The following is a 22,748-nucleotide window of genomic DNA, read 5'->3' as shown; positions in this document are numbered from 1 at the left end:
AGTCGGCAGATGGGGCACAGATTCGTTCGGAAGGCTCAATCATGAACAGGAACTGGCGCTGGCTCCCCGCCGGCATCGTCCCGGTCGTCATCGTCACCGCTGCCGTGAGTGGTTCCGCCGTCGCCGAGGCTCAACCGGAGCTCCCTGCGAAGACCGCGCAGGAGCTGCTCGAGTTCGTGGCCACCAGCACCGACGACGCCTACTCCGGCACCGTCGAACAGTCCGCCGACCTCGGACTGCCCGACATCAGCATGGCCACACCTCCGGGCGGGACGTCCAGTTCGGACCCCACCTCCACCGCGCTCGAGCTCTTGACCGCCGACCACACCGCGCAGGTCTACGTCGACGGTCCCGACCGGGCCCGCGTCCAGGTGCTCGACCAGCTCGCCCAGCGCGACGTCGTCGTCAATCAGGACGACGTCTGGTTCTACGACTCGAGCACCAACGAGGCGGTGCACGCCGCCCTGCCGGACCGCGCGTCCGCGACGGCGGAGCTCGAGGCGAAGCTCCAGGAGAAGTCCGTGGAGTACCCCGAGCTGCAGAACGTGCCCCGGACCCCTGCCGAGCTCGCCGAGGCGTTCCTCGCGGAGATCGACCCGACCACCGAGGTGACCGTCGACGGCACCAGCCGCGTGGCCGGCCGCAGCGCATACGAGCTGCTGCTGACCCCCGAGGACACCACCACCCTGATCGGCTCCATCGCCGTCGCCGTGGACTCCGAGACCGGCGTTCCGCTCAGCGTCACCGTGCAGGCCAAGGGCCAGGAGGAGGCCGCGTTCCAGGCAGGCTTCAGCGCCGTCGACTTCAGCACCCCCGACGCCGGCATCTTCGACTTCACGCCGCCGGCGGACGCCACCGTCACCGAGGCACCCACGGCCGAGGAGGCCAAGGTTCGCATGGAGGCGAAGGACCACCCTGCGGCACCGAGCGAGCCGGTGGTCCTCGGCGAAGGCTGGAGCACCATCGTGGAGCTGCCGGCGGGCACCGCGGCGAAGCTCGGGGTCGCCCCGGGCACCGGCGATGCTGCCGGAATGGCCGACATCATGGACATCAAGCCCGGCATGGACCCCCAGGAGGTCGCCGGGGCCCAGGCGCTACTGGACCAGGCCCTTACCGAGGTGGACGGTGGCAGCGCACTGCAGACCTCCCTCGTCTCGGTGCTCGTCACCGATGACGGCCGCATCCTCGTAGGCGCCGTCGGCGTGGACCAGCTCGTCGCCGCAGCCCAGCGGTGATCCGCAGGGCTCCCTCTCACCCGTTGCGGGTCCGCAGGTGAGTGCCGGCGGGTTCGCGATCGAGACGCGCGGACTGACCAAGGTGTTCGGTCGCCAGAAGGCCGTGAACAGCGTCGACCTCGCTGTCCCCCGCGGCACGGTCTTCGGCTTCCTCGGCCCCAACGGGTCCGGGAAGACGACCACCATCCGCGTGCTCCTGGGCCTCGCCGAGGCGTCCAGCGGGGACATCCGCCTGCTCGACGGCGACATGCCGAAGGAGGCACGCTCCGTCCTGCCGCGCGTCGGAGCCCTCGTCGAAGGCCCCGCCATCTATCCGTTCCTCTCCGGGAGGGCGAACCTGCAGCGGTTCGACGCCGCCGACCGCCACACCTCCCCGGCCACCCGGAACCGGCGCGTGGACGCCGCCCTCGAGCGCGTGGGCCTCAGCCATGCGGCGACGAAGCGGGCCCACGCCTACTCGCTCGGCATGAAACAGCGCCTCGGCATCGCCAATGCGCTGCTCGCCCCACGGGACCTGCTGATCCTCGACGAACCCACCAACGGCCTCGACCCGCAGGGCACCCGCGAGGTGCGCAGCCTCATCCGGTCCCTGTCCGACGACGGCACCACCATCTTCGTCTCCAGCCACCTGCTCGCCGAGGTGGAACAGATGTGCAGCATGGTCGCGGTGATGAGCGCGGGCAGACTCGTGGCCCAGGGTTCCCTGGAGGAGCTGCGCGCCGAAGGCACCGTCCGGGTGCGCGTCACCACGCCGGATGTCGCCGACGCCCGCCGGGTCCTCTCCGGTCTGGGCCTCCACCCCGAACCCCACGGCCGTGACGACGTCGTCGCCGCCGAGCTGGCCGTCCCCGGGCTCCTGCCCGAGTCCGTCAATGCCGCCCTCGTCCGCGCCGACGTGCGGGTCCGCGGCTTCGAGGCGAGCGGGGCCTCACTCGAGGACCGCTTCGTCGCCCTCACCGGGGAGGGGTTCGACGTTGCCGGCTGAACGGTCACTGGGCCTCTCACTCGTCCTGTCGGAGATCACCATCCTGTTCCGGCGGCTGCGCACATGGGCGATGATCGGGGCGCTGGCCCTGATCCCCATCCTCATCGCCGTCGTCGTCCGCGTGTCCTCCGACGGTTCGGGCAGCGGACGCGGCCCGGCGTTCCTCGACAGCATCACCCAGAACGGGCTGTTCGTCTCCCTCACGGCGCTGACCGTGGCCATCCCCCTGTTCCTCCCGCTGACCATCGGCGTCGTCGCCGGTGACACGATCGCGGGCGAAGCGAATCTCGGCACGCTCCGGTACCTGCTCGTCGCCCCGGCCGGACGCCTCCGGCTGCTGCTCGTGAAGTACGCGGGGGCTGCGCTGTTCTGCCTCGTCGCGACCCTGACGGTCGTGGTCACCGGCGCGATCATCGGCGCGCTGCTGTTCCCCGTGGGCCCGGTGACGCTCCTGTCGGGGGACACCGTGGGCATCGTCGGCTACTTCGGCCGACTGCTGCTGCTCGCGCTGTACGTGACGGTGTCGCTCATGGGACTCAGCGCCATCGGCCTGTTCATCTCCACGCTGACCACCATCCCGGTCGGCGCGATGGCCGCCACGGCCGCACTGGCCGCCGTCGCGCAGATCCTCGGCGCCCTTCCCCAGCTCGAGTGGCTCCACCCCTGGCTGTTCACCAACTACTGGCTCGGCTTCGCCGACTTCCTGCGGCAACCGCTCGTCTGGAACAGCTTCCTGGACAACGCCCTGCTCCAGGCCGGCTACATCGCGGTGTTCGGGAGCCTCGCCTACGGCCGGTTCAGCACGAAGGACATCCTCAGCTGACGGCCGTCACGCCGAATGGCCCGGACGAGTTAGATTAGGCTACCCTTTCCCATGGAGGCAGTGCCCTCCGGACACCTCCCCCACCGCCTGAGACGAGACCCTGATGCACCCGCGCCCCCTGACGAAGACCCTCGTCGGCCTGACCGCCCTGACCTCGATCCTCACGGGGTGCAGCGCCATCGGCGGCGACTCGGCCGATCTGCAGATCTACTCGGCGCGGCACTACGACCTCGAGGGTGCGTTCGGGCAGTTCACCGACGAGACGGGCATCACCGTCGAGTTCATCACCGGTGACGACGCCGAGCTGCTCGAGCGCCTCAAGGCCGAAGGCGACGATACGCCCGCGGACGTCTTCATGACGGTCGACGCCGGCAACCTCTGGAACGGCGCGCGCCAGGGCGAACTCGCCGCGACCGATTCCGCGGTGCTCGACGAGGCCGTCCCCGACGATCTGCGCGACGCCGAGGGCCGCTGGTACGGGCTCGCCCTGCGTGCACGGACCGTCACGTTCAACCCCGACGCCGTGGACCCGGCCGCCTTCGACGCGACCGACACCTACGCGGGCCTCGCCGACCCGCAGTGGAAGGGCCGTCTGTGCATGCGGGACGCCACCTCCGCCTACACGCAGTCCCTCGTGGCCAGCCTGATCAACCTCCACGGCCGGGAGCGGGCCCTCGAGATCGTCCAGGGCTGGGTGGCCAACGACGTCGCGATCATGAGCAACGACATCCTGCTGCTCGAGGCCATCGACGCCGGCACGTGCGACGTCGGCATCAACAACCACTACTACCTCGCCCGGACCCTCGCGGAGAACCCCGACCTCAACGTGGACCTGCACTGGGCCAGCCAGGAGGGCGCGGGAACCCACGTGAACATCTCCGGCGCGGGCGTGGTCGAAGGCTCCGACAACGCGGAGGACGCCCAGCAGCTCATCGAGTGGCTCGCCACCGACGGGCAGAACGCCTTCGTCGACGCCAACCACGAGTTCCCCGTCAATCCGGACGTCGCGCCCGAGCCGATCATCGCCGGCTTCGGCGAGTTCACGCGGATGCCGCTGAACGCCGAGGCCTACGGGACGCTCAACGCCGACGCCGTCGACCTGCTCGCCGAGGCCGGATACAAGTGACCGACACGGCGGCGCTCGCCGAGCCGCGGCCGCCCCGCCGTCGTTACCGGACGTACGGCGTCGGCCGGCCGGTCTGGTCGACGCTGGTCGTCACCGTCGCCGTCGTCGTCGCCACCCCCGTCCTGGCGGTCGTTCTCGACGGTCTGGGCAGCCTCGGCAGCACCGCCCCGCCCCGGGACCTCGTCCCGATGATCCTCACCACCCTCGCCCTGATGCTGGGCGTCGGCGCGGGAGCACTGCTGGTGGGCGGGGGCCTCGCCTGGCTCGTGACCGCCTACCGGTTCCCGTTGCGCGACCTGCTGGTGTGGCTGCTCGTCCTGCCCCTGGCCGTGCCGGCCTACGTCCTCGGCTTCATCTTCCTGTCCGTGTTCGACGTCGCCGGCCCCGTGCAGTCCCTCCTGCGGGCCGTCTTCGGCACGGACGTGTGGGTGCCCGAGGTCCGCTCGCTGCCCGCCGCGATCCTCGTGATGACGCTCTCCCTCTACCCGTACGTCTACCTGATGGCACGCTCGGCACTGATTGAGCAGTCCTCCGGCACGTACGACGCCGCCCGCACCCTCGGATCCACGCGCGGTCAGGCCCTGCGGCGCGTGGTGCTGCCGCTCGCCCGGCCGTCCCTGGCCGCAGGACTGGCCCTGGTGATGATGGAGACGCTCACCGACTTCGCCACGGTGCAGTACTTCAACGTGCAGACCGTCTCGGTTGGCGTCTATCTCGTCTGGAAGGGCACGTTCAACTTCCACGCCGCGACGCAGCTCGCCGTCCTGGTCCTGCTGTTCGCCGTGGCCGTGCTGGCTGCCGAGCGTGCGCTGCGGGGCCGCGCCCGCTACCACCAGCAGGGCGGACGCCGGCAGGGCTTCCAGCCCGAGCGCCTGCACGGCGCGCGCGCCTGGGCCGCGACGGCCGCCTGCGCGGGCGCCCTCTCCGCCGGGTTCCTCATCCCGGTGGGTCAACTGCTGATCTGGGCGTTCGGGCAGATCGTCGCCGATGCCGGGTTCCTCGCCGACCCGCGCTTCGTCGAATACCTGACCAACAGCCTCATCGTGGCGGCGATCGCCGCCATCGCCTGCGTCGCCATCTCCCTCGGTGTCGGCCATGCGATCCGGATGGGCGGCGGACGCGTCGTCTCCTTCGCCGCGCAGCTGACCACCTTCGGGTACGCGGTGCCCGGCGCCGTGATCGGCACCGGGGTCCTGCTCTCCTTCTCGGCCGTCGACACCGCCCTGGAGCGTGCCGGCGTCCCCGGGGGCACCGGGCTGATCGTCACCGGCTCGGTGGCCGGCATCCTCTACGCCTACGTGATCCGGTTCCTCGCTCCCGCCTACCAGTCGGTCAGCGCGAGCCTCGAGAAGATCAGCCCCACCGTCACGGCCTCCGCGCTGAGCCTCGGGGCCGGCCCGCGGCGCATCCTCGGGCGGGTCCATCTGCCCCTCGCCCGCCCGGGAGTCGCCGTCGCCCTGATGCTGGTGGTGATCGACGCCGTGAAGGAACTGCCCATCGTCCTGCTCCTGCGTCCCTTCGGCTTCACCACGGCGTCGGTATGGGTCTACGAGCTGGCGCGCGAGAACTTCTGGGAGAAGGCGTCGCTACCGGCCCTCGTCATCGTGGCGGCGGCCATCATCCCCGTGTTCGTCCTCGTCCGCCAGACCCGGCGGCGCGACGTCCACGGCAGCACGTCCGGAAAGGAAGGACAGTGACCGCACAGATGCAGAGCGCACCACCCGCCGGTCCCGGCACGGCGGGCGCCCCGCCGGCACTCACCCTCGAATCCGTGACCAAGCGCTACGGATCCGCCCGCGGCGTGGAGGCACTCGACCTCGCCATCCCCGCGGGGGAACTCGTGACCCTCATCGGCCCCTCCGGGTGCGGCAAGTCGACGACGCTGCGGCTCGTCGCAGGCCTGGAGCGGCCCGACGCCGGACGGATCACCGTCGCCGGCGAGACCGTCGCGGACCGCACCCGGTTCGTGAATCCAGAGAACCGCCGCGTCGGACTCGTGTTCCAGGACCACGCCCTCTTCCCGCACCTGAGCGTCGCCCGGAACGTGGCGTTCGGCCTCGACCGGCTGCCGCGCGGCGAGCGCCGGAAGCGCGTCGGCGACCTCCTGGACCTCGTCCAGCTGGCGCACCTCGCGGAACGGTATCCGCACGAGCTCTCCGGCGGCGAGCAGCAGCGCGTGGCCCTCGCCCGCGCGCTGGCGCCGCGTCCCGCTGTCGTCCTCCTGGACGAGCCGTTCTCCAGCCTCGATGAGTCGCTGCGCGCCCAGGTGCGCCGCGACACCGTGGCGGCCCTGCGGGAGACCGGCACCACGGGAGTGCTCGTCACCCACGACCAGACGGAGGCCCTGTCCGTCGGGACCCGCGTGGTCGTTCTGCACGACGGCGTGATCGAACAGGCCGATGCGCCAGAGAAGGTCTTCGAGCAGCCCGCCACGCGCTTCGTCGCCTCCTTCATGGGCGACGCCGATTTCCTGCCTGCCCACGTGCACCGCGCCCTGCTGACCTGCGAGATCGGCGTCGTGTCGACCGTCCCGGGCTGGGCGGACAGCGACGTGGACGTCGATGTCGTCCTCCGGCCCCACGAGGTGGCCCTGCGCGCGGACCCGGAGGCCACCGCCCACGTCACCGCCGTGGAGTACCACGGCGCGTTCGTGCTCCACCACGTGACGCTCGCCTCCGGGCGCACGCTGCGGTCCTGGCAGCGCCACGACGTGCGCCACCCCGTCGGCACGCCGGTCACCGTGACCGTCGCCCCCGGCACATCCCCCACGCTCCTCGTCGGCGACCGCGCGGTCACGACGCCGCCCCGCAACGCCCCCCGACCCCCGGTGGTCCCATGAGCATCGACCCGCATCTCTCCGAAGCCACCTTCACGGACCTCGCCCGCCACGGCGGCCGGCCCGCGATCCTCACCGCCGACGGCGTGCTCTCGTACCGCGAGCTCGCGGCGCGCGTCGACGACGTCGTGGTGCGCCTCGGCACGGAGCGTCGGCTCGTACTGCTCGCCGCCCGCAACGACCTCGGGACCCTCGTGGGGTACCTCGCGGCGGTCACGGCCGGCCACCCGCTGCTGCTGGTGCCGGCGGACAAACCCGCCGCATTCCAGTCGCTCGTCGCCGCCTACGATCCCGACGTGGTGCTCCGGACCGCCGACGGCTCCCTCGCCGTCGACGAGCGCCGGCCCGGCACCCGGCACGAACTCCACCCCGAGCTCGCGCTGCTGGTCAGCACCTCCGGGTCCACCGGGTCCCCGAAGCTGGTCCGGTTGTCCCGGACGAATCTCGAGGAGAACGCTCGGTCCATCGCCGAGTACCTGGGCATCGGCCCGGACGATCGCGCCGCCACCACCCTGCCGTTCTCCTACTGCTACGGGCTGTCCGTGGTCAACAGCCACCTCGCCCGCGGGGCTGGCCTCGTGCTCACGGACCTGTCCGTCGTCGACCCCTGCTTCTGGGACCTCTTCCGGGCGCGCAGCGCCACCTCGTTCGCGGCCGTCCCCTACAGCTTCGACCTGCTGGAGCGTGTGGGCTTCGCGGACATGGACCTGCCGAGCCTGCGCTACGTGACCCAGGCGGGCGGTCGGCTCGCGCCGGAGAAGGTCCGGCGCTGGGCGGAGACCGGCCAGCGCCGGGGCTGGGACCTGTTCGTCATGTACGGCGCCACGGAGGCCACCGCCCGGATGGCCTACCTCCCGCCGGACCTCGCGGCGGAGCACCCGGAGACCATCGGCGTGCCGATCCCCGGTGGCTCCTTCCGGATCGACCCCGTCGACGGCCTGCCGCACGGCGAACTGGTCTACTCGGGCCCGAATGTCATGCTCGGCTACGCCGAGAGCCCCGAGGACTTCGCGCTCGGGCGCGAGGTGCACGAACTGCGGACCGGCGACCTCGCCCGACGGGACCCGAACGGCCTCTACGAGGTGGTTGGCCGCCGCAGCCGCTTCGTGAAGATCGCCGGGCTGCGGGTGGACCTCGGGCAGGTGGAGCGGATCCTCGCCGACCTGGGGACGGTCGCGGCCGTCGCCGGCTCCGACGACGATGGCTTGGTGATCGCCGTCGAGGGCGAGCACGACGCCGGCATGCTGGCGAAGGTCCTCGCCGCCGATCTCGGGCTGCCCCGCGCCGCCGTCGGACTGCACCTGGTGGAGCACCTGCCCCGGCTGGGCACCGGCAAGATCGACTACCCCGCCGTCCTCCGCCTCGCGGCCCCTGCTCCGGCCCCATCCCAGGATGAACCGTCCGGCCGGGAAGGCCCCGACGACGTCGCGCGCATCTTCGCGGAGTGCCTGGACCGCCGGGACGTACGGGCCACGGACACGTTCGTCACGCTCGACGGCGACTCGCTCTCCTACGTGGCGCTGTCGGTCCGGCTGGAAGCGGCTCTCGGTCCACTGCCCGCGAACTGGCACCTCCTGCCCGTCGGCGAGCTGGCCGACCGCGGCAAGCCCCGCCGGCGCCGTCGGCTCGTGTCCTTCCTCGAGCCGTCGATCGTGCTGCGGGCGGTCGCGACCGTGTGCATCGTCGCGGCCCACGTGGAGCTGTTCACGTTCCACACCGCGCACCTGCTCTTCGTCATCGCCGGCTTCAACTTCGCGCGGTTCCAGCTCACCGGGACGCGGACCGGACGCTTGCGGCGCCACGCCCGGAGCCTGGCGAGGATCGTCGTCCCGTCCGTGGCGTTCATCGCGGTCGCGTACGTCCTCACGGACGACTACAGCCTGGCCAACATCTTCCTGCTCAACGGCATGGTGGGGCCGCAGGAGGTCACGAGCGAGTGGCACTTCTGGTTCGTCGAGATGCTCGTCTACGTGCTCATCGCCGTCATGGCCCTGCTCGCAATCCCCTGGCTCCACCGCCTCGAGCGCCGCCTGCCGTTCGCGTTCGCGCTCGGGCTCCTGGCGGTCACCCTGCTCAGCCGGTACGACATCGTGGATCCCGGACTGCCCAAGCCCCTGCCCGTGTTCTGGCTCTTCATGCTCGGATGGGCGGTCGCTCGGGCGGACGACACCCGCCGTCGCCTGCTGGTGTCCGTCCTCGCCGTGCTCACCGTGCCGGGCTTCTTCGACCATCCGCTGCGCGAGGCGACCATCGTGGTGGGGCTGCTGCTCATCACGTGGGTGCCGGCCCTGCCCGTGCCCTCGATCCTCCGCCGCGTGACCGGCTGGCTGGCCGCGGCGTCGCTGTACATCTACCTAACGCACTGGCTCGTCTACCCGGTGCTGATGCCCTTCGGCCCGGTCGTCGCGGTGGTCGGCTCCCTTCCCGTCGGGGTGGGCTACTGGGCCCTCTGCCGGTGGCTGCCGATCGCCGTCGCGCGGTCGCGCGCACGCACCGGGCGGCAGCGGCAGCTCAACGCGTAGGGCCGGGCGGGGCCCTTCTGGCTGTATGTGCAGTTCAGGCGGTTCGGGAAGCCTCCGACCGGATTGCCCAGGCGAGGTCGCGGGGACGGCTCCACATGGGCCAGTGCCCCGTCGGGAGGTCGACGACGTCGAGGTGTTCGAGGTTCGCGACGTCGGCGAACATGGAATGGCCTGCGCGGGCCATCTCCAGCACCTGGGCGCTCGGGATCGAGCAGCACAGCAGGGTGGTGGGAACCTCGTGGCGGGAGTCGTTGCTGAGCTCGACGGTCTGGCGAAGCACGGGGCCGGGCTCAGGGACGGCCCGGGCCCGGAAACGTTCGAGGACCTCCGCGGTCAGGCCCTCGAGGCTCGCTTGCTGCCCGAGGACGTCGAAGGACGGCAGCGGAAGCTCCTCCACGTCCTCCGGGAGGTCCGGGGCGAAGGCGCTGCCCGTCGCCATGGGGCCGGAGTCAACCCAGACCACCCGTCGGACGAGCTCGGGGTGACGGTCGAGGACCAGGCTGACGGGGGCGTTCGCCCCGCTGTGGGCGACGAGAGTTGCGGGCTGCTCCTCGGACACCCCGAGTCGGGCGAAGAGATCGAGGACCGCTGCGGTCTGATCGTCGAGAGTCCTGGCCGCACGGTCGGGGTCGTTCCCGTCGAGACCGGGCAGTGTCATCGCAACTGCGCTGGAGTGGTCGGCTCTGAGATGTTCGAGGACGTCGTCCCACGCCCACGCGCCCAGCCAGTGGCCGGCGATGAGAATGATGGTCGGACTGCTCGTGGTCGTTGTCATGACACCACCCTTGCAGGCACCACGGACAAGGGCATGTCACTATTTGTGTCATGAAATTGACGAAGTCTGAACGGTGAAGCGGACGGAACGGCTCCATGCCCTCTCTGAGACGCTGCGTCGCAGCGGTGCGCGAGGGGTTTCCGCCGAGCGGTTGGCGAGAGAGTTCGGCGTGTCGGTGCGGACGGTCAAGAGAGACCTCGCGGCGCTTGAGAGCAGCGGCGTGCCGGTTTGGTCGCGCCCCGGTCCGGGCGGTGGCTACGGACTGGCGGTGGGCGCGTCCCTGCCGCCCGTCAGTCTGTCCCCGGCGCAGGCCGTGGCGCTCATGGCGGCGGTGTCCGCTGCACCCGATGCCCCCTACGCCGATCTGGCAACAGCAGGGATCCGGAAGATCCTGGACGTCCTCGATCCCAGGACCCGAGCACGAGCTGACGAGCTGGCCCACCGCGTCTGGGTCGACACGCCTCCCGCTTCTTCGCGCGCCATCAGGTCGGCTCTGGAGGAGGCGATGGCCGAGCAGCGAGTGATCCGCATCCGCTACACATCGGGAGACGGGACCACGACCACGCGCGATGTCGAACCCGTGCTGTTCGCCTCGACGAACGGCCAGTGGTACCTCGTCGGGTGGTGTCGACTGCGCAACGCCATGCGATGGTTCACCGTGTCGCGGGTCGAGCGGGCCGGCATCACCAGGACCGCGTGCGGCGGCCATGGCATCCACGAGGTCGGAGCACCGCCGGCAAACGCCAGGCCGGTACACGGCCTGGGCAGGTGAGGCACCCGGGCGATCTCTCAGGTTCGTCGGGCACCGTTCGACGACGTCCGCCCCGCCGTGGGCCACAGCACGTCGAGGGAGTGCAGCGCGTGCCGGCGGGCGATCGCGACGACGGCGGCCGCGCAGATCTCGGCGTCGCTGCCTGCGTCGTGATGCCGGAAGGTGCCGAGGCCCAGGGCCTTCGCGACGTGGGGGAGCTTGTTCACCTCGAGGCCGAGGAGCCGGCGGGCGAGGACGACCGAGCAGTGGAACGGGTTCTCCGGCGCTGCAAGCCCTGACTCCGCACACGCGCCGCGCAGCACGGAGCGGTCGAAGGGCGCATTGTGGGCCACGAACGGGTTATCCCCGGAGAAATCCATGATGCGCCGCAGGCTCTCCGCCCAGCCCGGGGCCGTGCGGACGTCGGCGGGGCGGATGCCGTGGACGCCGACGTTGATCGGGGAGAACTGACTGACGGCGCGCGGCGGCTTGATCAGCCAGGACACGGACTCGACGACGACGCCGTCCATCACCCTCGCCAGCCCGACAGCACACACCGAGCCGCGCTTGCTGTTCGCCGTCTCGAAGTCGATCGCCGTGAAGTTGAGACCGTGCACTGTTGCTCCCTGAAGCTATCACCACCCGTTCGGACGGCCCTGGACAGCCTAGCCGTCCTCGGACTCGCCACTCACGAAGGAGCGCCCTATGGCCTGCGGAAACGCTGACGCAATCCTGCCGACAAACGGCGCCTCGCCGTGACCGGCCCTTGAACCGCGACCGATAGGTTCGAGGTGATCGGGGCGGGGCTCAGCCTGCCCCGATCGCCACGATGCATGAGCGAAACGGTAGGCGAACGGGGACCCGGATGTGCACGAGGACGATGCCATGAGTGCTGCCGTCGAACCGCTGGACAGCGATGCCGACTACACCGAGCCCGAAGGCCTCGGCCTGCTGCGCGGGCGCGCCCCGGGTCAGTCCGTGATGGAGGAACTGCTCGAGGTCCGCGGCAGCCGCGACACGCGGGGCGTCGTCGCCCGGGCCTTCGGCGTCCACCTGCTCGACGCCGCGAGCCGCCCCTGGTACTGGGGTGCACTGGGCGAGCGCGCGGTGGGGCGCACCCTCGCCGCCCTGGGGCCGGAGTGGACGGTCCTGCATGCCGTACCGGTCGGCGAGAAGTCCGCCGACATCGACCATGTGGTGATCGGTCCCACGGGCGTCTTCACCCTCAACACGAAGCGGCATCCGGGCCAGAAGATCTGGACGGCGAAGGGCACCTTCCTGGTCGCCGGGACGCGCCACCCCTACATCCGGAACTCCGAGCACGAGGCGGCCCGGGCCGGGAAGCTGCTCTCGGCAGCGGTCCGCCACGCCGTCACCGCGGAGGCCGCGATCGTCGTCGTCGGTGCGCAGCAGGTCACGGTGAAGGAGAAGCACAGGTCCGTCGCGGTGCTCACCGAGAGCCAACTCCTGCGCTGGATCACGCGGCGCCCAGTCGTCCACACGCCACAGCAGGTCGCCCTGCTGGCGGCGGCCGCAGCGCAGCCGTCGACCTGGCGGCGTACACCGTCGGAGCTCCGCGATCCCGTGGAGGTCGCCGGATCCTTCGAGGCGCTGCACCGGCTGGTGGAACAGGCACGACGACGGCGGATCGGCTGGCTGCTCGCCGTGCCGACGGCTTTCCTCGCCTCGGCCGTGGGCGCGCTGCCGCTCTGACCCTTCTCATCTGAAAGTCCTTCATGCTGCATTTCCCCTCGAAGAACACCGCCGCGCACCGGCCGGATCCCCTGGACGTGAATCGCCTGCACCAACTGATGGGCCACCACGTCTGGGCGTTCAGTAACTTCCGGGTCGATGCTCCCGGGCTGCCGGTCGCCGAGGTGGACTGGCTGTTCTACAACTCGCTCCGCGGGACGTTCGTGCTCAGCGAGTGGAAGCGCTTCCCAGCCAGGGTGCTGCAGGTGATGGACGAGGGGAAGCCCTGGACCTTGACCAGTGGAATGACGGTCCCGAATCCCGTGGAACAGGTCGGCAGGCAGCTCCAGGCCGTCCGTCGGGTACTGCGACAGGACATCTGCAGGCAGTTCTTCCCGTCCGTCGACCAGCATTCACTCAACCTGTATCCGAGCGTCTATTCGCCGCAGATCGACGAGTCGACCCGGCGGGAGCGGCTACGCTACGGAGCGGTCCACGGCTCGCTCGAGGAGGTGGCCCATCTGGTCGAGCGCAGGGCGGTCACTGCTCCCCTGCTGGTGTCCGGCGCGAGTGCCAGACTCGAGCTGGCGGAGACGCTGACCGACCTTTTCCGCTGCTCGATCGGCACGGCGGTGCGCCGGAAGCTCGACCCTCCTGCACCCGTGCCGCCCGATCCTGCTGTGCGGATGGCGGCAATCCACCGCGAACTGGCGGCGCTGCACGTCGAAATGGCGTCACTGCTCGAAACTCCAGTTCCAGTAGCACTTCCGACTCCGATTATGACTCCCGCGCCGGTACCAGTTCCGGCTCCTATCGCGGCATCCACGCAAGTATCAGCGCCTTTGCCGTCACGCAATTCCGAGACGCCGCCACAGTCCCCCGCGAAGGCGACGAGGCCCTCACCGCCAGTGGCAGTCACGAAGGCCGCCAAAGCTTCAGCTGCGGGTCACCTCAAGGGGCACGTGACACGCATCGTACCGGCATCAAGGCCGACGTCGGAGCATCTCCGGAATGCTTTCCTGGCCGCGCTTCAGGACAGCCAGCTCAAGCGCAGCGGCGTCCACATCGGCCTGTTCGGTTCCTTCGTGGGCCAGCACCTCACGGGCGAGGTGAAGTTGGCCGATCTAGCGCCCGGTGGGCTGGGCAAGTGGTGCCAGGCCCAGGCGCAGGCGGCGGGAGTGCCCATCATCCGGGATCCTCACGATCCCTCCATCATCAAGTTGACCCGTGCAACCGACCCGCAGAAGGAAGCCGTATGAACCAGATCATCCACGACCGGCCAGAGCAGCTGAACATGATCCTGTCCGGGCTCCTGCAAGGTGAGCAAGCCGTTGCTGTCTACGACTGCATCGGAGTCGGAACGGGCTTCATCGGCCTCACGAACCAGCGTGTCATTCTTCAGGACAAGAGCTTCGTGGGAAACAAGGTCGCGCTGACTTCCCTGCCCTATCGGAACATCCAAGCGGTATCGATGCTGACCAACAAGTCGATGCTCGGGAAGTTTGCGTCCAGCTCCTCGATTGCCGTATCGGCGGGATCGAAAGCCTTCGAAGCGGACTTCCGCGGTGATGAGAAGGCCAAGCACGCTCACGACGTCATCCTGTGGCACCTCATCAACCGATAAGCCGAAGCCTTCGAAAGGGAAGCAACTGTGTCTGAGACTCTCCACGTCGGTGGCAGATCAATCACCATGGACGCCGCACGAAAGGTCGCCCGTCAGTACCTGATCGAGAATCGCGGAAAGTCTGCTTATCCCGCGTACGACGGTTACCCGGGGCACTCTGGCCCCGAAGTCGGCCTGCAGGATCTACTGGCCGTGGTGCTCCTCAACGTGTCAAATAGGCCGATACCGGTGTACTACGGACTCGCGTCAATGATCGGAGAGCTGAACCGGTGTCTTGATGTTCTACCGGCATCGGAGAATCTGCAGGGCGCCGATTCAGCTGTGCTTCAGAGAATCATCGACCTGCTCGGAGTGATTGACCGAGTCCCTGCAGCACATGTCCGTCTGACGACAATCTCGAAGGTCCTGCATCGGAAGCGCCCGAATCTGATACCACTCTTCGACGCCAATATCGCATACTGCTACAGCGAGTGTGCGGAGGCTCCAGTCCCCTTCACCAGCAGTGGAACCAGATCATTGAACGAGTACAGGTTGCTCTGGCTCAAGGCAGTGAAGAACGACCTCTCCTCACAACTCGATCATTGGCAAGAGCTCGCGGACTTTGCACCAGGACCACCGATCACCCCGCTGCGAGCCTTGGACATCATTGGATGGGAACTGGGCCGGAAAAAGAATCGAGGTGAGCGGTAGCGACCTACAACTCCGGGGCCCGCTTCGCCCAGCCCGTCGCCTGCTCGAACGCGTACGCCACCTGCAGCAACTCCACGTCGCTGCCGTGCGACATCACGATCTGCAGGCCCACCGGCAGGCCGTCCGCGCTGAACCCGGCCGGCACCGACACGGCGGGCAGACCCGTCGCGGAGATCAGGCAGGCCGAGCGCATCCAGTCGAGGTACGTCTCGAACGCGACGCCGTTCAGCGACGTCGGGTACCGCTCGGCGGCGTCGAACGGGAGGACCTGCGCCGCCGGACTCACGAATACGTCGTACTTCCCGAAGTAGCGGCGCACGCTGGTGTCGAGGCGGGTCCGGGCGAGGGCTGCATCGACGAAGTCCTGCGCCGTCAGCCGCTGCCCCTGCTCCACGTTCCACCGGATCTCGGGCTTGATGGCGTCGCTGTGCTTCGTGACGAGGTCGCCCAGGCCGAGCACGAAGTCGAAGGCCCGCGTGGTCCCGAACACCTGGTCGGCGTCGCGCATGTCGGGTGCTGCCTCCTCGACGATCGCGCCGAGGCCTGCGAAGACCTGCAGTTGTCCCTCGAGGACCCGCAACACCTCGCGGTCCACGGGCACGCCCAGCCCGAAGTCCGGCGACCAGCCGATCCGCAGGCCGGTCAGGTTCCGCTGCAGCCCGGCGCCGAAGGAGCCCTGCACGGGGTACGGGTACGGGATCGCTGGATCGGCGCCTGCGATCGCCGTCATGCCCAGCGCGATGTCCTCGACGTCGCGGGCCATCAGTCCGGTGCGGCTCAGCCACGCCCAGGCGTTGCGCGTGGGCAGGGACGGGACGACGCCGATCGACGGCCGGTATCCCACCACGTTGCAGAACGACGCCGGGACGCGCAGCGAGCCGCCCATGTCGCTGCCGTCGCCCAGCGGCTGGATGCGGGCCGCGATCGACGCCGCCACTCCCCCGCTGCTGCCGCCGGCGCTGCGGCTCGTGTCGTACGGGTTGACGGTGGTCCCGAACACCTCGTTGAAGGTGTGTGAGCCGGCGGCGAACTCGGGCACGTTCGTCTTGCCCGTCGTGACCACGCCGGCGGTCTTCAGGCGTCCGATGATGAGGTCGTCGAACGTCGGCACGAAGTCCCGAAAGATTGTCGATCCCTGCGTGGTGCGCAGGCCGCGCGTGTTGTGCGTGTCCTTGTGCGTCATCGGCAGCCCGTGCAGCGGCGGCAGGTCCGCGCCCGACGCCGTCAGCTCGTCGGCCGCGGCGGCGAGCGCGACGGCGCCCTCCCGGTCCTCGGTGATCACCGCGTTGATGCGCCCGTTGACGGCGTCGATCCGGTCGAAGTGCGCGTCCAGAGCCTCCCGCGCGGACACCTCGCGACGGCGGATGGCAGCCGTCAGGTCGACGGCGGACAGCTCGTGCAGCGCACCGCTCACGCGGCCGTCCCCACCTTCGAGAGCAGCGCCGTCATGGCGGCCCGGACCCCGGTGGTCAGGGTCGGCTCGATCGCGGGCGCGAAATACGGCGAGTGGTTGCCCGGCACGGGATCGTCGCCGTCGAGCAGTCCCTGCGGGTGCCCGCCAAAGAACCAGTAGACGCTCGGCACGCCGATGGCCTCGGCAAGGAGGCCGAAGTCCTCGCTGCCCATCACGGGCGGGGACTCGACGACGGCGTCTCCGCCCAGCACCTCGCCCAGCACGGTCATGAGGTCCTCCGTGGCGGAGGGGTCGTTGTAGCACTGGGGGAAGCTGGAGATTTCGTCGATCACGGGTTCCGGCGCACCCGACGCAGCGGCTTCGGCGCTGATGATGCGCCGCAGCGAGCCGAGCACGCGCTCCCGCACGTCGACGTCGAACGTGCGCACGTTGACCGTGAACTCCGCCGACGCCGGGATGATGTTCTCCTTCAGGCCGCCGTGGAACGTGCCGATGGTGACGACCGCGGACTTCATGGGGTGCACCTCGCGGGCGACGATCGTCTGGATCCGCACGATCATGTGCGCGCCGAGCACGATCGGGTCGATCGACTCCTCCGGCTGGGATGCGTGTGCCTGCTGGCCGTGGACGGTGACCTTCCAGGAATCCGCCATCGCCATGGCCGTGCCCTTGCTGATGTTCACCGTGCCGGCGAGCCCGGGCCACACGTGCTGCCCGTAGACGATGGACGGCACGGGCGCCTTGTCCCACAGCCCGTCCTCCACCATCGCCTCCGCGCCTTCGCCGGTCTCCTCGCCGGGCTGGAAGATGAACACGACCGTGCCGGACCACGCGTCGAGGTTCTCCGTCAGTAGCTGCGCGGTGGTGAGGCCCACGGTCACGTGGGTGTCGTGGCCGCAGCCGTGCATCACGGGAACCTCGGTGCCGTCGGCGAGGTGGCCCGTCGTCGTGCTCGCGTAGTCCAGCCCGGTGTCCTCGGCGATGGGCAGGCCGTCGGTGTCGGCGCGGTAGCCGACCACCGGTCCGTCGCCGTTCCGGAGGATCCCGACGACGCCGGTCCCACCGCACATGAAGGTCTCGAACCCGAGGTGGTTCAGCTTCTCGAGGATGAACGCGGCCGTGTGGGTCTCCTGCATGGAGAGTTCGGGGTGGGCGTGGAGGTGCCGGTAGAGCTCGTGCATGGCGGTGGTGTGCGCGTCGGAGAGCTCGAAGACGGTGGTGTCGATGGTCATGGTGTCCTTCCGGGGGCGGGTAGGGCTTGTCCCGAGTACATCAGGTGTAGAGGACCGGACGCGAGAACGACCCTCCGTGTGCTGTTCCCTCCGTGTCTGCCCCTCGACGGCTACTGGGCCTCGGTCCAAGGTAACGGCAAGGTCCTCACGATTCAGTACCCAGGGAGGGGGCGTCGCGTCCCCGAGAGGGAGACATCGTGAGTGCAGAAGTGCCCGCTGCCGCCGTCGCGCCGGCCCCATCGTCATCAGAGGAGCCAACCGAGTCGCCGGCCGGTCTGTCGCGCAGGGGTGCGATGTTCTCGGCCGCATCAGCAGGCATGCTGTCCGTGCTTCCGATGGGGGCGCGGAGTGCTTCCGCCGCTCCTGCTCCGGCCCCGGTTCCGGCGGCCACGGCGCAGAGCCCCGCCCTGCTCGGCCCGGCGACCGGCCATGCAGTCGGGAACCCGCGGGGTGCGGAGATCGCGGTGAAGGCGCGGCGCGGCCAGCAGGGTCGTTTCGGCCTGATGTTCCCGTCCCTGCTGCCCTTCGCCCCATCGGAGGCGCTTCTGAGCATCATGGCCCAGCGGATGATCGACCCGCGACTACCGATCACTGACGTCTCCGCGAGCGAGGACGGCTTCGACAACGGGGAGATGCCGGCCGGATACACCTACCTCGGCCAGTTCATGGACCACGACATCACCCTCGACATCACGCCTCTGTCCCTGCAGAAGGGTGATCCCCTGGCCCTCGTCAACTTCAATACACCGTTCTTCGACCTCGCCTCCGTCTACGGTCGCGGGCCGCTGCAGGACCCACAGCTCTACGACCCGAAGAACCCCGCCCGGCTCCTGGTCGCGACCACACCTGAAGGGATATCGGACCTGCCGCGCACAACCGCCGGGACGGCCACCATCGGCGATGCGCGGAACGACGAGAACCTCATCGTGTCCCAGCTGCACCTGGTCTTCCTGAAGCTGCACAACCACTTCGTCGGTCTCGGCAACTCATTCACCGAAGCACGCAGGCTTGTCCGCTGGCATTACCAGTGGGTGATCGTCCACGACTTCCTGCCCCGCATGGTCGGGGCGCGGCTGGTCGAATCGATGCTGCTCCCCCAGTCCGATGGGACGATCAAGGTGGCCAACCGGTTCTACAAGCCCGGGAACCGCCTGAAGCCGATGATCCCCCTCGAATTCTCGGTCTCCGCCTACCGGTTCGGGCACAGCATGATCCGGGCCGAGTACGAGATGCACGATAACACCACCTTCCCGCTGTTCGGCCCGACCGGGCAGGACCTGCGCGGGTCCCGCCCCCTGCCCTACGACGCGCGGGCGGACTGGAGCTACTTCTTCGATATCCCGGGGGTCGAGCCACCCATGGGCCGCAACACCGCCCGGCTCATCGACACACAGTTGTCGTTTCCGCTGGCCAACCTGCCGCCGACCGTGGTGTCCCGCATCAACGGTGCCATTTATGCACTCGCACACCGCAATCTTCTGCGGGGCGTGAAGCTGGGGCTCCCCGCCGGGCAGGATGTCGCCAAAGCCCTCGGCGTCACTCCCATTCCCAATTCGAGGCTCGGCCTGCACGAACCCGAGTGGGGGAACAAGGCACCTCTCTGGTTCTACATCCTGAAGGAGGCGGAACTGCAGGGCGGCCGGCACCTTGGGCCGGTGGGAGGGCGGATCGTCGCCGAGGTCATCTTGGGCCTGCTGTCCCTCGACCCGGATTCCTACCTCAACACCCACCCCCGGTGGACGCCGACCGATCCCGCCTTCGCGATGGGAGAACTGATCAAGATGAGCGGGGCGACGTTCGAGGTAGAAGAGGACCTTCCCGAAGTGGAAATCCCCGAAGAGGATTTGCCTGTAGTGGAGCTGCCGGGGGCTCCCTGAGCGCCGGGCCCTGATCGGCGCGGGGCATCCCTCGGGACGAGCGCCTACCATGGAGACCAGTCCGGATGCTGCCGCTATTTGGGGAAGAAGTGGATTTCTACGCCGTCGCGTCCCTGCGCGAGAACCACGCTGGGTGGTCCCTGCTCCGCGCCCATAACGAGCCGCTCGCGCCGGCCTACTTCATGGCGGCCTTCACCGGAGCCACCAAGTGAGCAGACCCGCTCCCGCCCAGAAGCCGGGCTGGTGGCAGGACGCCGTCATCTACCAGGTCTATCCGCGCTCCTTCGCGGATGGCGACGGCGACGGCGTGGGCGACCTTGCCGGTCTGCTGACCCGTCTGCCGTACATCGCGTCCCTCGGCGTGGACGGCATCTGGATGACACCGTTCCAGCCTTCCCCGCAGGTGGACCAGGGCTACGACGTCAGCGACTACTGCGGCGTCGATCCGCTGTTCGGGACCATGGAGCAGTTCGACGCCCTGCTCGACGCGGCGCACGCCAGTAGGCTCCGGATCTTCCTCGACGTGGTGCCCAACCACTGCTCCTCCGAGCATCCGCTGTTCCGGGCAGCTGTCGCGGCTGGGCCTGGCTCCCCCGAGCGCGCCATGTTCCATTTCGCCGATGGAATCGACGGCGACACTCCCCCGAACAACTGGCAGAGCGTCTTCGGCGGCCGTGCCTGGAGCCGGGTAGATCCTGGATCGGACACGGACCAGCAGTGGTACCTGCACCTCTTCGCGCCGGAACAGCCGGACTGGAACTGGCGCAACCCGACGGTGGGCGACTACTTCGAGGGTGTGCTCCGCTTCTGGTTCGACAAGGGGGTTGACGGTCTGCGGATCGACGTCGCACACGCCCTGTTCAAGGCCGAGGGTCTGCCGGACAGCGTTGGCACCGGCGCCGTGGTGGACGGCCTGCGCTCGAACCCCCAGGTCTCCGACCAGGAGGAGGTGCACGAGGTGTACCGGCGGTGGCGCCGTGTCGCCGCGTCCTACTCGCCGGAGCGAGTGCTGGTCGGCGAGGTGAACCTCGACCCACACCGCGCCGCCCGCTACACCCGGCACGACGAGATGCACCAGGCCTTCGCGTTCTCCTTCGTGAAGCTGGGGTGGGATGCCGCCGCCTGGGCCGCCGTCGGGACCGAGCTCGACGAGGCCCGCACGGAGCACGGAGCGCCGCTCACCTGGGCCCTCGAGAACCATGACATCGTCCGGTCCGTGACGCGATTCGGCGGCGGCGTGCAGGGCGCGCAACGCGCGCGGGCCGGCCTGCTCGCCGTCCTCGGGCTGCCCGGCGGCGCGTACATCTACCAGGGCCAGGAGCTCACCCTGCCCGAAGTCGATGTGCCGCTCGAGGCGAGGGCGGACCCCATGTGGACGCGCGGCGGGGTGTCACGCGACGGCGCGCGCGTGCCGCTTCCGTGGACGGTCGCGCCGGAGAACGCCTTCGGCTTCTCGCCCCCTGGCGCGTCTGAGCCCTGGCTGCCGGCTCCGGCCGGGTGGGGGTCGAGATCCGTCGAGGCCCATCAGGCCCGCGAAGACTCCACCCTGCAGCTCGTCAGAACCGCCCTCGCACTGCGGAAGCAGCTGACCGAGAAGGAGGTCCTGTCATCGGACGACGATGGCACCTGGCGCGTGGAGGGCGGTGGCTTGCTCGTCTGCGAGCGCGGGGACCGATTCCTGGTCGCTGTCGCCATGGGCGATGCGCCCGCGAGCGTTCCCGATGGCGACGTCGTTCTGGCCTCCGCCCCCCTGACGCCGGAGGGCCTCCTCCCGCCTAACGCTGCGGCTTGGGTCCTGGTGCGGGACCGCTGAAGGGCGATCGTGACATGACGAAAGACCGGCCACCGCAGGGTGACCGGTCTTTCGTCTGTTGAGCGCCGTTCAACTTCGAACTGCGGTGGTGCCAGGATCAGCCGATGGCGTCGCGCAGGTCCTTCGCGGCCTGGGCGGGATCGTCGGCGCTGTAGATGCCACCGCCGACGACGGCGACGTCGGCACCCGAGGCCTGCACGTCCTTGAGGGTGGCGAGCTTCACGCCTCCGGCGACCGAGAAGGCGACGCCGGACTCCTTGCCCGCGGTGAGCAGGGTGTTCAGGTCGTAGCCGTCCTGGGCCTGCTCGTCGAGCCCTGCGTGGAACTCCACGAACTCGGCTCCGAGGTCGGTGACCTCCTTGGCACGGGCCGCCTTGTCGTCGACGCCGATGAGGTCGACGACGACGCCCTTGCCGTGGGCTTTGCCGGCCTTGATGGCTCCGGCGATGGTGGAATCGTCGGCGACACCGAGCACGGTTACGAGGTCGGCGCCGGCCTTGAAGGCGACGTCGGCTTCGAGCTCGCCGGCGTCCATGGTCTTGAGGTCTGCGAAGACGATCTTGTCCGGGTGGGCTTCCTTGACGGCGGTCACGGCGGTCATGCCGGCGTTCTTGACCAGCGGAGTGCCGAGTTCGATGATGTCGACGTACTCGGCGACCTTCCCGGAGAGCTCGAGGGCGTCGTCGACGGTCAGTACGTCCATGGCGAGTTGCAGTTTCATGAGGTGTCCTTTGCTAGCTGGGGATGAGGAATGAGGGTGGCGCGCGCTATTCGAGGTTCGCGTGCCGGGGCCAGAGGTCTTCGGCGGGGGCGCCGTCGACCTGCCAGAGGGTGTGGAAGGTCGCGTCGAGCACCAGGAGCAGGGCCTGCTCGAAGAGGCTCCCGGAGTACTGACGCGACGCCGTGCCGCCGTGGTCCGTCTTCTGCGCGGCGGGGATGACCACCACGCTGTCCGCCAGGTTCGCGAGCGTCGACTCGCCGTCGGTGGTCAGCGCTGCAACGCGGGCGCCGACGCTGCCCGCGGTCTCGGCTGCGGCGACTGCTCCCGCCGTCGTGCCGGAGCCCGACGCGACGAGGAGGAGGTCGCCGTCGCCGATGGCCGGTGTGGTCGTCTCGCCCACCACGTGGACCGTCAGGCCGAGGTGCATGAGGCGCATGGCGTGCATGCGCAGGGCGAGCCCGCTACGCCCTCCCCCGGTGACGAAGACGCGCCGCGCCTGCTGGATCTCGGTGACGAGCGCTGAGAGCTGATCGTCCTGCAGGCCCTCCGCCGCACCCACGAGCTCCTCGTGGAGCAGGCGCAGGCCGGCGGGCACCGAGTGGCGCTCGGGTGCGTGGGTCATCGGTGGGGCT

The 22,748-nt window shown here is 69.5% G+C and carries 21 protein-coding genes; 15 read left to right on the top strand and 6 right to left on the bottom strand.

Annotated features, from left to right (window positions below):
• Positions 1-41 precede the first annotated feature (41 nt).
• The 7 genes from ACX80F_RS03520 to ACX80F_RS03490 all read left to right on the top strand — a co-directional run bounded on the left by ACX80F_RS03520 (position 42) and on the right by ACX80F_RS03490 (position 9,527).
• The gene (locus ACX80F_RS03520; RefSeq protein WP_459335006.1) at positions 42-1,235 is read left to right on the top strand and encodes a LolA family protein; all 1,194 of its coding nucleotides are present in this window, start codon (positions 42-44) and stop codon (positions 1,233-1,235) included.
• A 37-nt stretch (positions 1,236-1,272) separates the two neighbouring features.
• Positions 1,273-2,220, top strand: a complete 948-nt coding sequence (locus ACX80F_RS03515) for an ABC transporter ATP-binding protein (RefSeq protein ID WP_459335005.1) — start codon at positions 1,273-1,275, stop codon at positions 2,218-2,220.
• Positions 2,108-3,043: an ABC transporter permease gene (locus tag ACX80F_RS03510; RefSeq protein ID WP_459335004.1), complete on the top strand. Its 936-nt coding sequence runs from the start codon at positions 2,108-2,110 to the stop codon at positions 3,041-3,043. The genes ACX80F_RS03515 and ACX80F_RS03510 overlap by 113 nt, the downstream gene beginning before the upstream one ends.
• A gap of 103 nt (positions 3,044-3,146) precedes the next feature.
• Positions 3,147-4,169: an extracellular solute-binding protein gene (locus ACX80F_RS03505; RefSeq protein ID WP_459335003.1), complete on the top strand. Its 1,023-nt coding sequence runs from the start codon at positions 3,147-3,149 to the stop codon at positions 4,167-4,169.
• Positions 4,166-5,866 carry an ABC transporter permease gene (locus ACX80F_RS03500; RefSeq protein WP_459335002.1) on the top strand — a complete coding sequence of 567 codons (1,701 nt, stop codon included), beginning with the start codon at positions 4,166-4,168 and terminating at the stop codon, positions 5,864-5,866. Before ACX80F_RS03505 ends, ACX80F_RS03500 begins: the two co-directional genes overlap by 4 nt.
• Positions 5,863-7,008 (top strand): ABC transporter ATP-binding protein, encoded by a 1,146-nt coding sequence (locus ACX80F_RS03495; protein ID WP_459335001.1) that lies wholly within the window; start codon positions 5,863-5,865, stop codon positions 7,006-7,008. The genes ACX80F_RS03500 and ACX80F_RS03495 overlap by 4 nt, the downstream gene beginning before the upstream one ends.
• A complete protein-coding gene (locus tag ACX80F_RS03490) occupies positions 7,005-9,527 on the top strand; it encodes an AMP-binding protein (RefSeq protein WP_459335000.1) in 2,523 nt (840 codons plus the stop codon). Before ACX80F_RS03495 ends, ACX80F_RS03490 begins: the two co-directional genes overlap by 4 nt.
• Positions 9,528-9,561: 34 nt before the next feature.
• Here the strand turns inward: ACX80F_RS03490 and ACX80F_RS03485 are convergent, their stop codons facing one another.
• The gene (locus tag ACX80F_RS03485; RefSeq protein WP_459334999.1) at positions 9,562-10,302 is read right to left on the bottom strand and encodes an alpha/beta fold hydrolase; all 741 of its coding nucleotides are present in this window, start codon (positions 10,300-10,302) and stop codon (positions 9,562-9,564) included.
• Between the two features lie 73 nt (positions 10,303-10,375).
• Here ACX80F_RS03485 and ACX80F_RS03480 point away from each other — a divergent pair, with 73 nt between their 5' ends.
• Positions 10,376-11,074 (top strand): helix-turn-helix transcriptional regulator, encoded by a 699-nt coding sequence (locus ACX80F_RS03480; RefSeq protein WP_459334998.1) that lies wholly within the window; start codon positions 10,376-10,378, stop codon positions 11,072-11,074.
• 17 nt (positions 11,075-11,091) lie between these two features.
• Here the strand turns inward: ACX80F_RS03480 and ACX80F_RS03475 are convergent, their stop codons facing one another.
• Positions 11,092-11,670: a 3'-5' exonuclease gene (locus tag ACX80F_RS03475; protein ID WP_459334997.1), complete on the bottom strand. Its 579-nt coding sequence runs from the start codon at positions 11,668-11,670 to the stop codon at positions 11,092-11,094.
• Between the two features lie 268 nt (positions 11,671-11,938).
• Here ACX80F_RS03475 and ACX80F_RS03470 point away from each other — a divergent pair, with 268 nt between their 5' ends.
• Genes ACX80F_RS03470 through ACX80F_RS03455 form a run of 4 tightly spaced genes read left to right on the top strand, consistent with a single transcriptional unit; the run spans position 11,939 to position 15,059 of the window.
• On the top strand, positions 11,939-12,766 hold the full coding sequence (locus ACX80F_RS03470) for a nuclease-related domain-containing protein (protein ID WP_459334996.1): 828 nt from the start codon (positions 11,939-11,941) through the stop codon (positions 12,764-12,766).
• Positions 12,767-12,789: 23 nt separating this feature from the next.
• Entirely contained in the window at positions 12,790-14,004 is a 1,215-nt protein-coding gene (locus ACX80F_RS03465; RefSeq protein ID WP_459334995.1) for a nuclease-related domain-containing protein, read from the top strand.
• Entirely contained in the window at positions 14,001-14,369 is a 369-nt protein-coding gene (locus ACX80F_RS03460; RefSeq protein WP_459334994.1) for a PH domain-containing protein, read from the top strand. Before ACX80F_RS03465 ends, ACX80F_RS03460 begins: the two co-directional genes overlap by 4 nt.
• 27 nt (positions 14,370-14,396) lie before the next feature.
• Positions 14,397-15,059, top strand: coding sequence for a DUF6308 family protein (locus tag ACX80F_RS03455; protein WP_459334993.1), 663 nt, complete (start codon positions 14,397-14,399; stop codon positions 15,057-15,059).
• Between the two features lie 4 nt (positions 15,060-15,063).
• Here the strand turns inward: ACX80F_RS03455 and ACX80F_RS03450 are convergent, their stop codons facing one another.
• Positions 15,064-16,473 carry an amidase gene (locus tag ACX80F_RS03450; RefSeq protein ID WP_459334992.1) on the bottom strand — a complete coding sequence of 470 codons (1,410 nt, stop codon included), beginning with the start codon at positions 16,471-16,473 and terminating at the stop codon, positions 15,064-15,066.
• Positions 16,470-17,705, bottom strand: coding sequence for an amidohydrolase (locus ACX80F_RS03445; protein WP_459334991.1), 1,236 nt, complete (start codon positions 17,703-17,705; stop codon positions 16,470-16,472). The genes ACX80F_RS03450 and ACX80F_RS03445 overlap by 4 nt, the downstream gene beginning before the upstream one ends.
• A 197-nt stretch (positions 17,706-17,902) precedes the next feature.
• Between ACX80F_RS03445 and ACX80F_RS03440 the strand changes: the two genes are divergently transcribed.
• From ACX80F_RS03440 to ACX80F_RS03430, 3 genes are all read left to right on the top strand, one after another.
• Entirely contained in the window at positions 17,903-19,582 is a 1,680-nt protein-coding gene (locus tag ACX80F_RS03440) for a peroxidase family protein (RefSeq protein WP_459334990.1), read from the top strand.
• Between the two features lie 65 nt (positions 19,583-19,647).
• A complete protein-coding gene (locus tag ACX80F_RS03435) occupies positions 19,648-19,794 on the top strand; it encodes a hypothetical protein (RefSeq protein ID WP_459334989.1) in 147 nt (48 codons plus the stop codon).
• Positions 19,791-21,395 carry an alpha-amylase family glycosyl hydrolase gene (locus tag ACX80F_RS03430; RefSeq protein WP_459334988.1) on the top strand — a complete coding sequence of 535 codons (1,605 nt, stop codon included), beginning with the start codon at positions 19,791-19,793 and terminating at the stop codon, positions 21,393-21,395. The genes ACX80F_RS03435 and ACX80F_RS03430 overlap by 4 nt, the downstream gene beginning before the upstream one ends.
• Before the next feature lie 97 nt (positions 21,396-21,492).
• Here the strand turns inward: ACX80F_RS03430 and hxlA are convergent, their stop codons facing one another.
• On the bottom strand, positions 21,493-22,116 hold the full coding sequence (hxlA, locus tag ACX80F_RS03425) for a 3-hexulose-6-phosphate synthase (RefSeq protein ID WP_459334987.1): 624 nt from the start codon (positions 22,114-22,116) through the stop codon (positions 21,493-21,495).
• Positions 22,117-22,162: 46 nt separating this feature from the next.
• Positions 22,163-22,738, bottom strand: a complete 576-nt coding sequence (hxlB, locus tag ACX80F_RS03420; RefSeq protein WP_459334986.1) for a 6-phospho-3-hexuloisomerase — start codon at positions 22,736-22,738, stop codon at positions 22,163-22,165.
• Positions 22,739-22,748: the final 10 nt, after the last annotated feature.

The organism is Arthrobacter sp. TMS2-4 (assembly GCF_054511075.1).
This window is presented reverse-complemented; position numbering and strand designations above follow the sequence as displayed.

What these genes read in the sequence shown, in the direction of transcription:
- ACX80F_RS03520 (WP_459335006.1), top strand. Translation starts at nt 42, where the DNA reads ATGAACAGGAACTGGCGCTGGCTCCCCGCCGGCATCGTCCCGGTCGTC.
- hxlB (WP_459334986.1), bottom strand. Translation starts at nt 22,738, where the DNA reads ATGACCCACGCACCCGAGCGCCACTCGGTGCCCGCCGGCCTGCGCCTG.
- ACX80F_RS03505 (WP_459335003.1), top strand. Translation starts at nt 3,147, where the DNA reads ATGCACCCGCGCCCCCTGACGAAGACCCTCGTCGGCCTGACCGCCCTG.
- ACX80F_RS03470 (WP_459334996.1), top strand. Translation starts at nt 11,939, where the DNA reads ATGAGTGCTGCCGTCGAACCGCTGGACAGCGATGCCGACTACACCGAG.
- ACX80F_RS03460 (WP_459334994.1), top strand. Translation starts at nt 14,001, where the DNA reads ATGAACCAGATCATCCACGACCGGCCAGAGCAGCTGAACATGATCCTG.
- ACX80F_RS03510 (WP_459335004.1), top strand. Translation starts at nt 2,108, where the DNA reads ATGCCGCCCTCGTCCGCGCCGACGTGCGGGTCCGCGGCTTCGAGGCGA.
- ACX80F_RS03465 (WP_459334995.1), top strand. Translation starts at nt 12,790, where the DNA reads ATGCTGCATTTCCCCTCGAAGAACACCGCCGCGCACCGGCCGGATCCC.
- ACX80F_RS03485 (WP_459334999.1), bottom strand. Translation starts at nt 10,302, where the DNA reads ATGACAACGACCACGAGCAGTCCGACCATCATTCTCATCGCCGGCCAC.
- hxlA (WP_459334987.1), bottom strand. Translation starts at nt 22,116, where the DNA reads ATGAAACTGCAACTCGCCATGGACGTACTGACCGTCGACGACGCCCTC.
- ACX80F_RS03490 (WP_459335000.1), top strand. Translation starts at nt 7,005, where the DNA reads ATGAGCATCGACCCGCATCTCTCCGAAGCCACCTTCACGGACCTCGCC.
- ACX80F_RS03435 (WP_459334989.1), top strand. Translation starts at nt 19,648, where the DNA reads ATGCTGCCGCTATTTGGGGAAGAAGTGGATTTCTACGCCGTCGCGTCC.
- ACX80F_RS03445 (WP_459334991.1), bottom strand. Translation starts at nt 17,705, where the DNA reads ATGACCATCGACACCACCGTCTTCGAGCTCTCCGACGCGCACACCACC.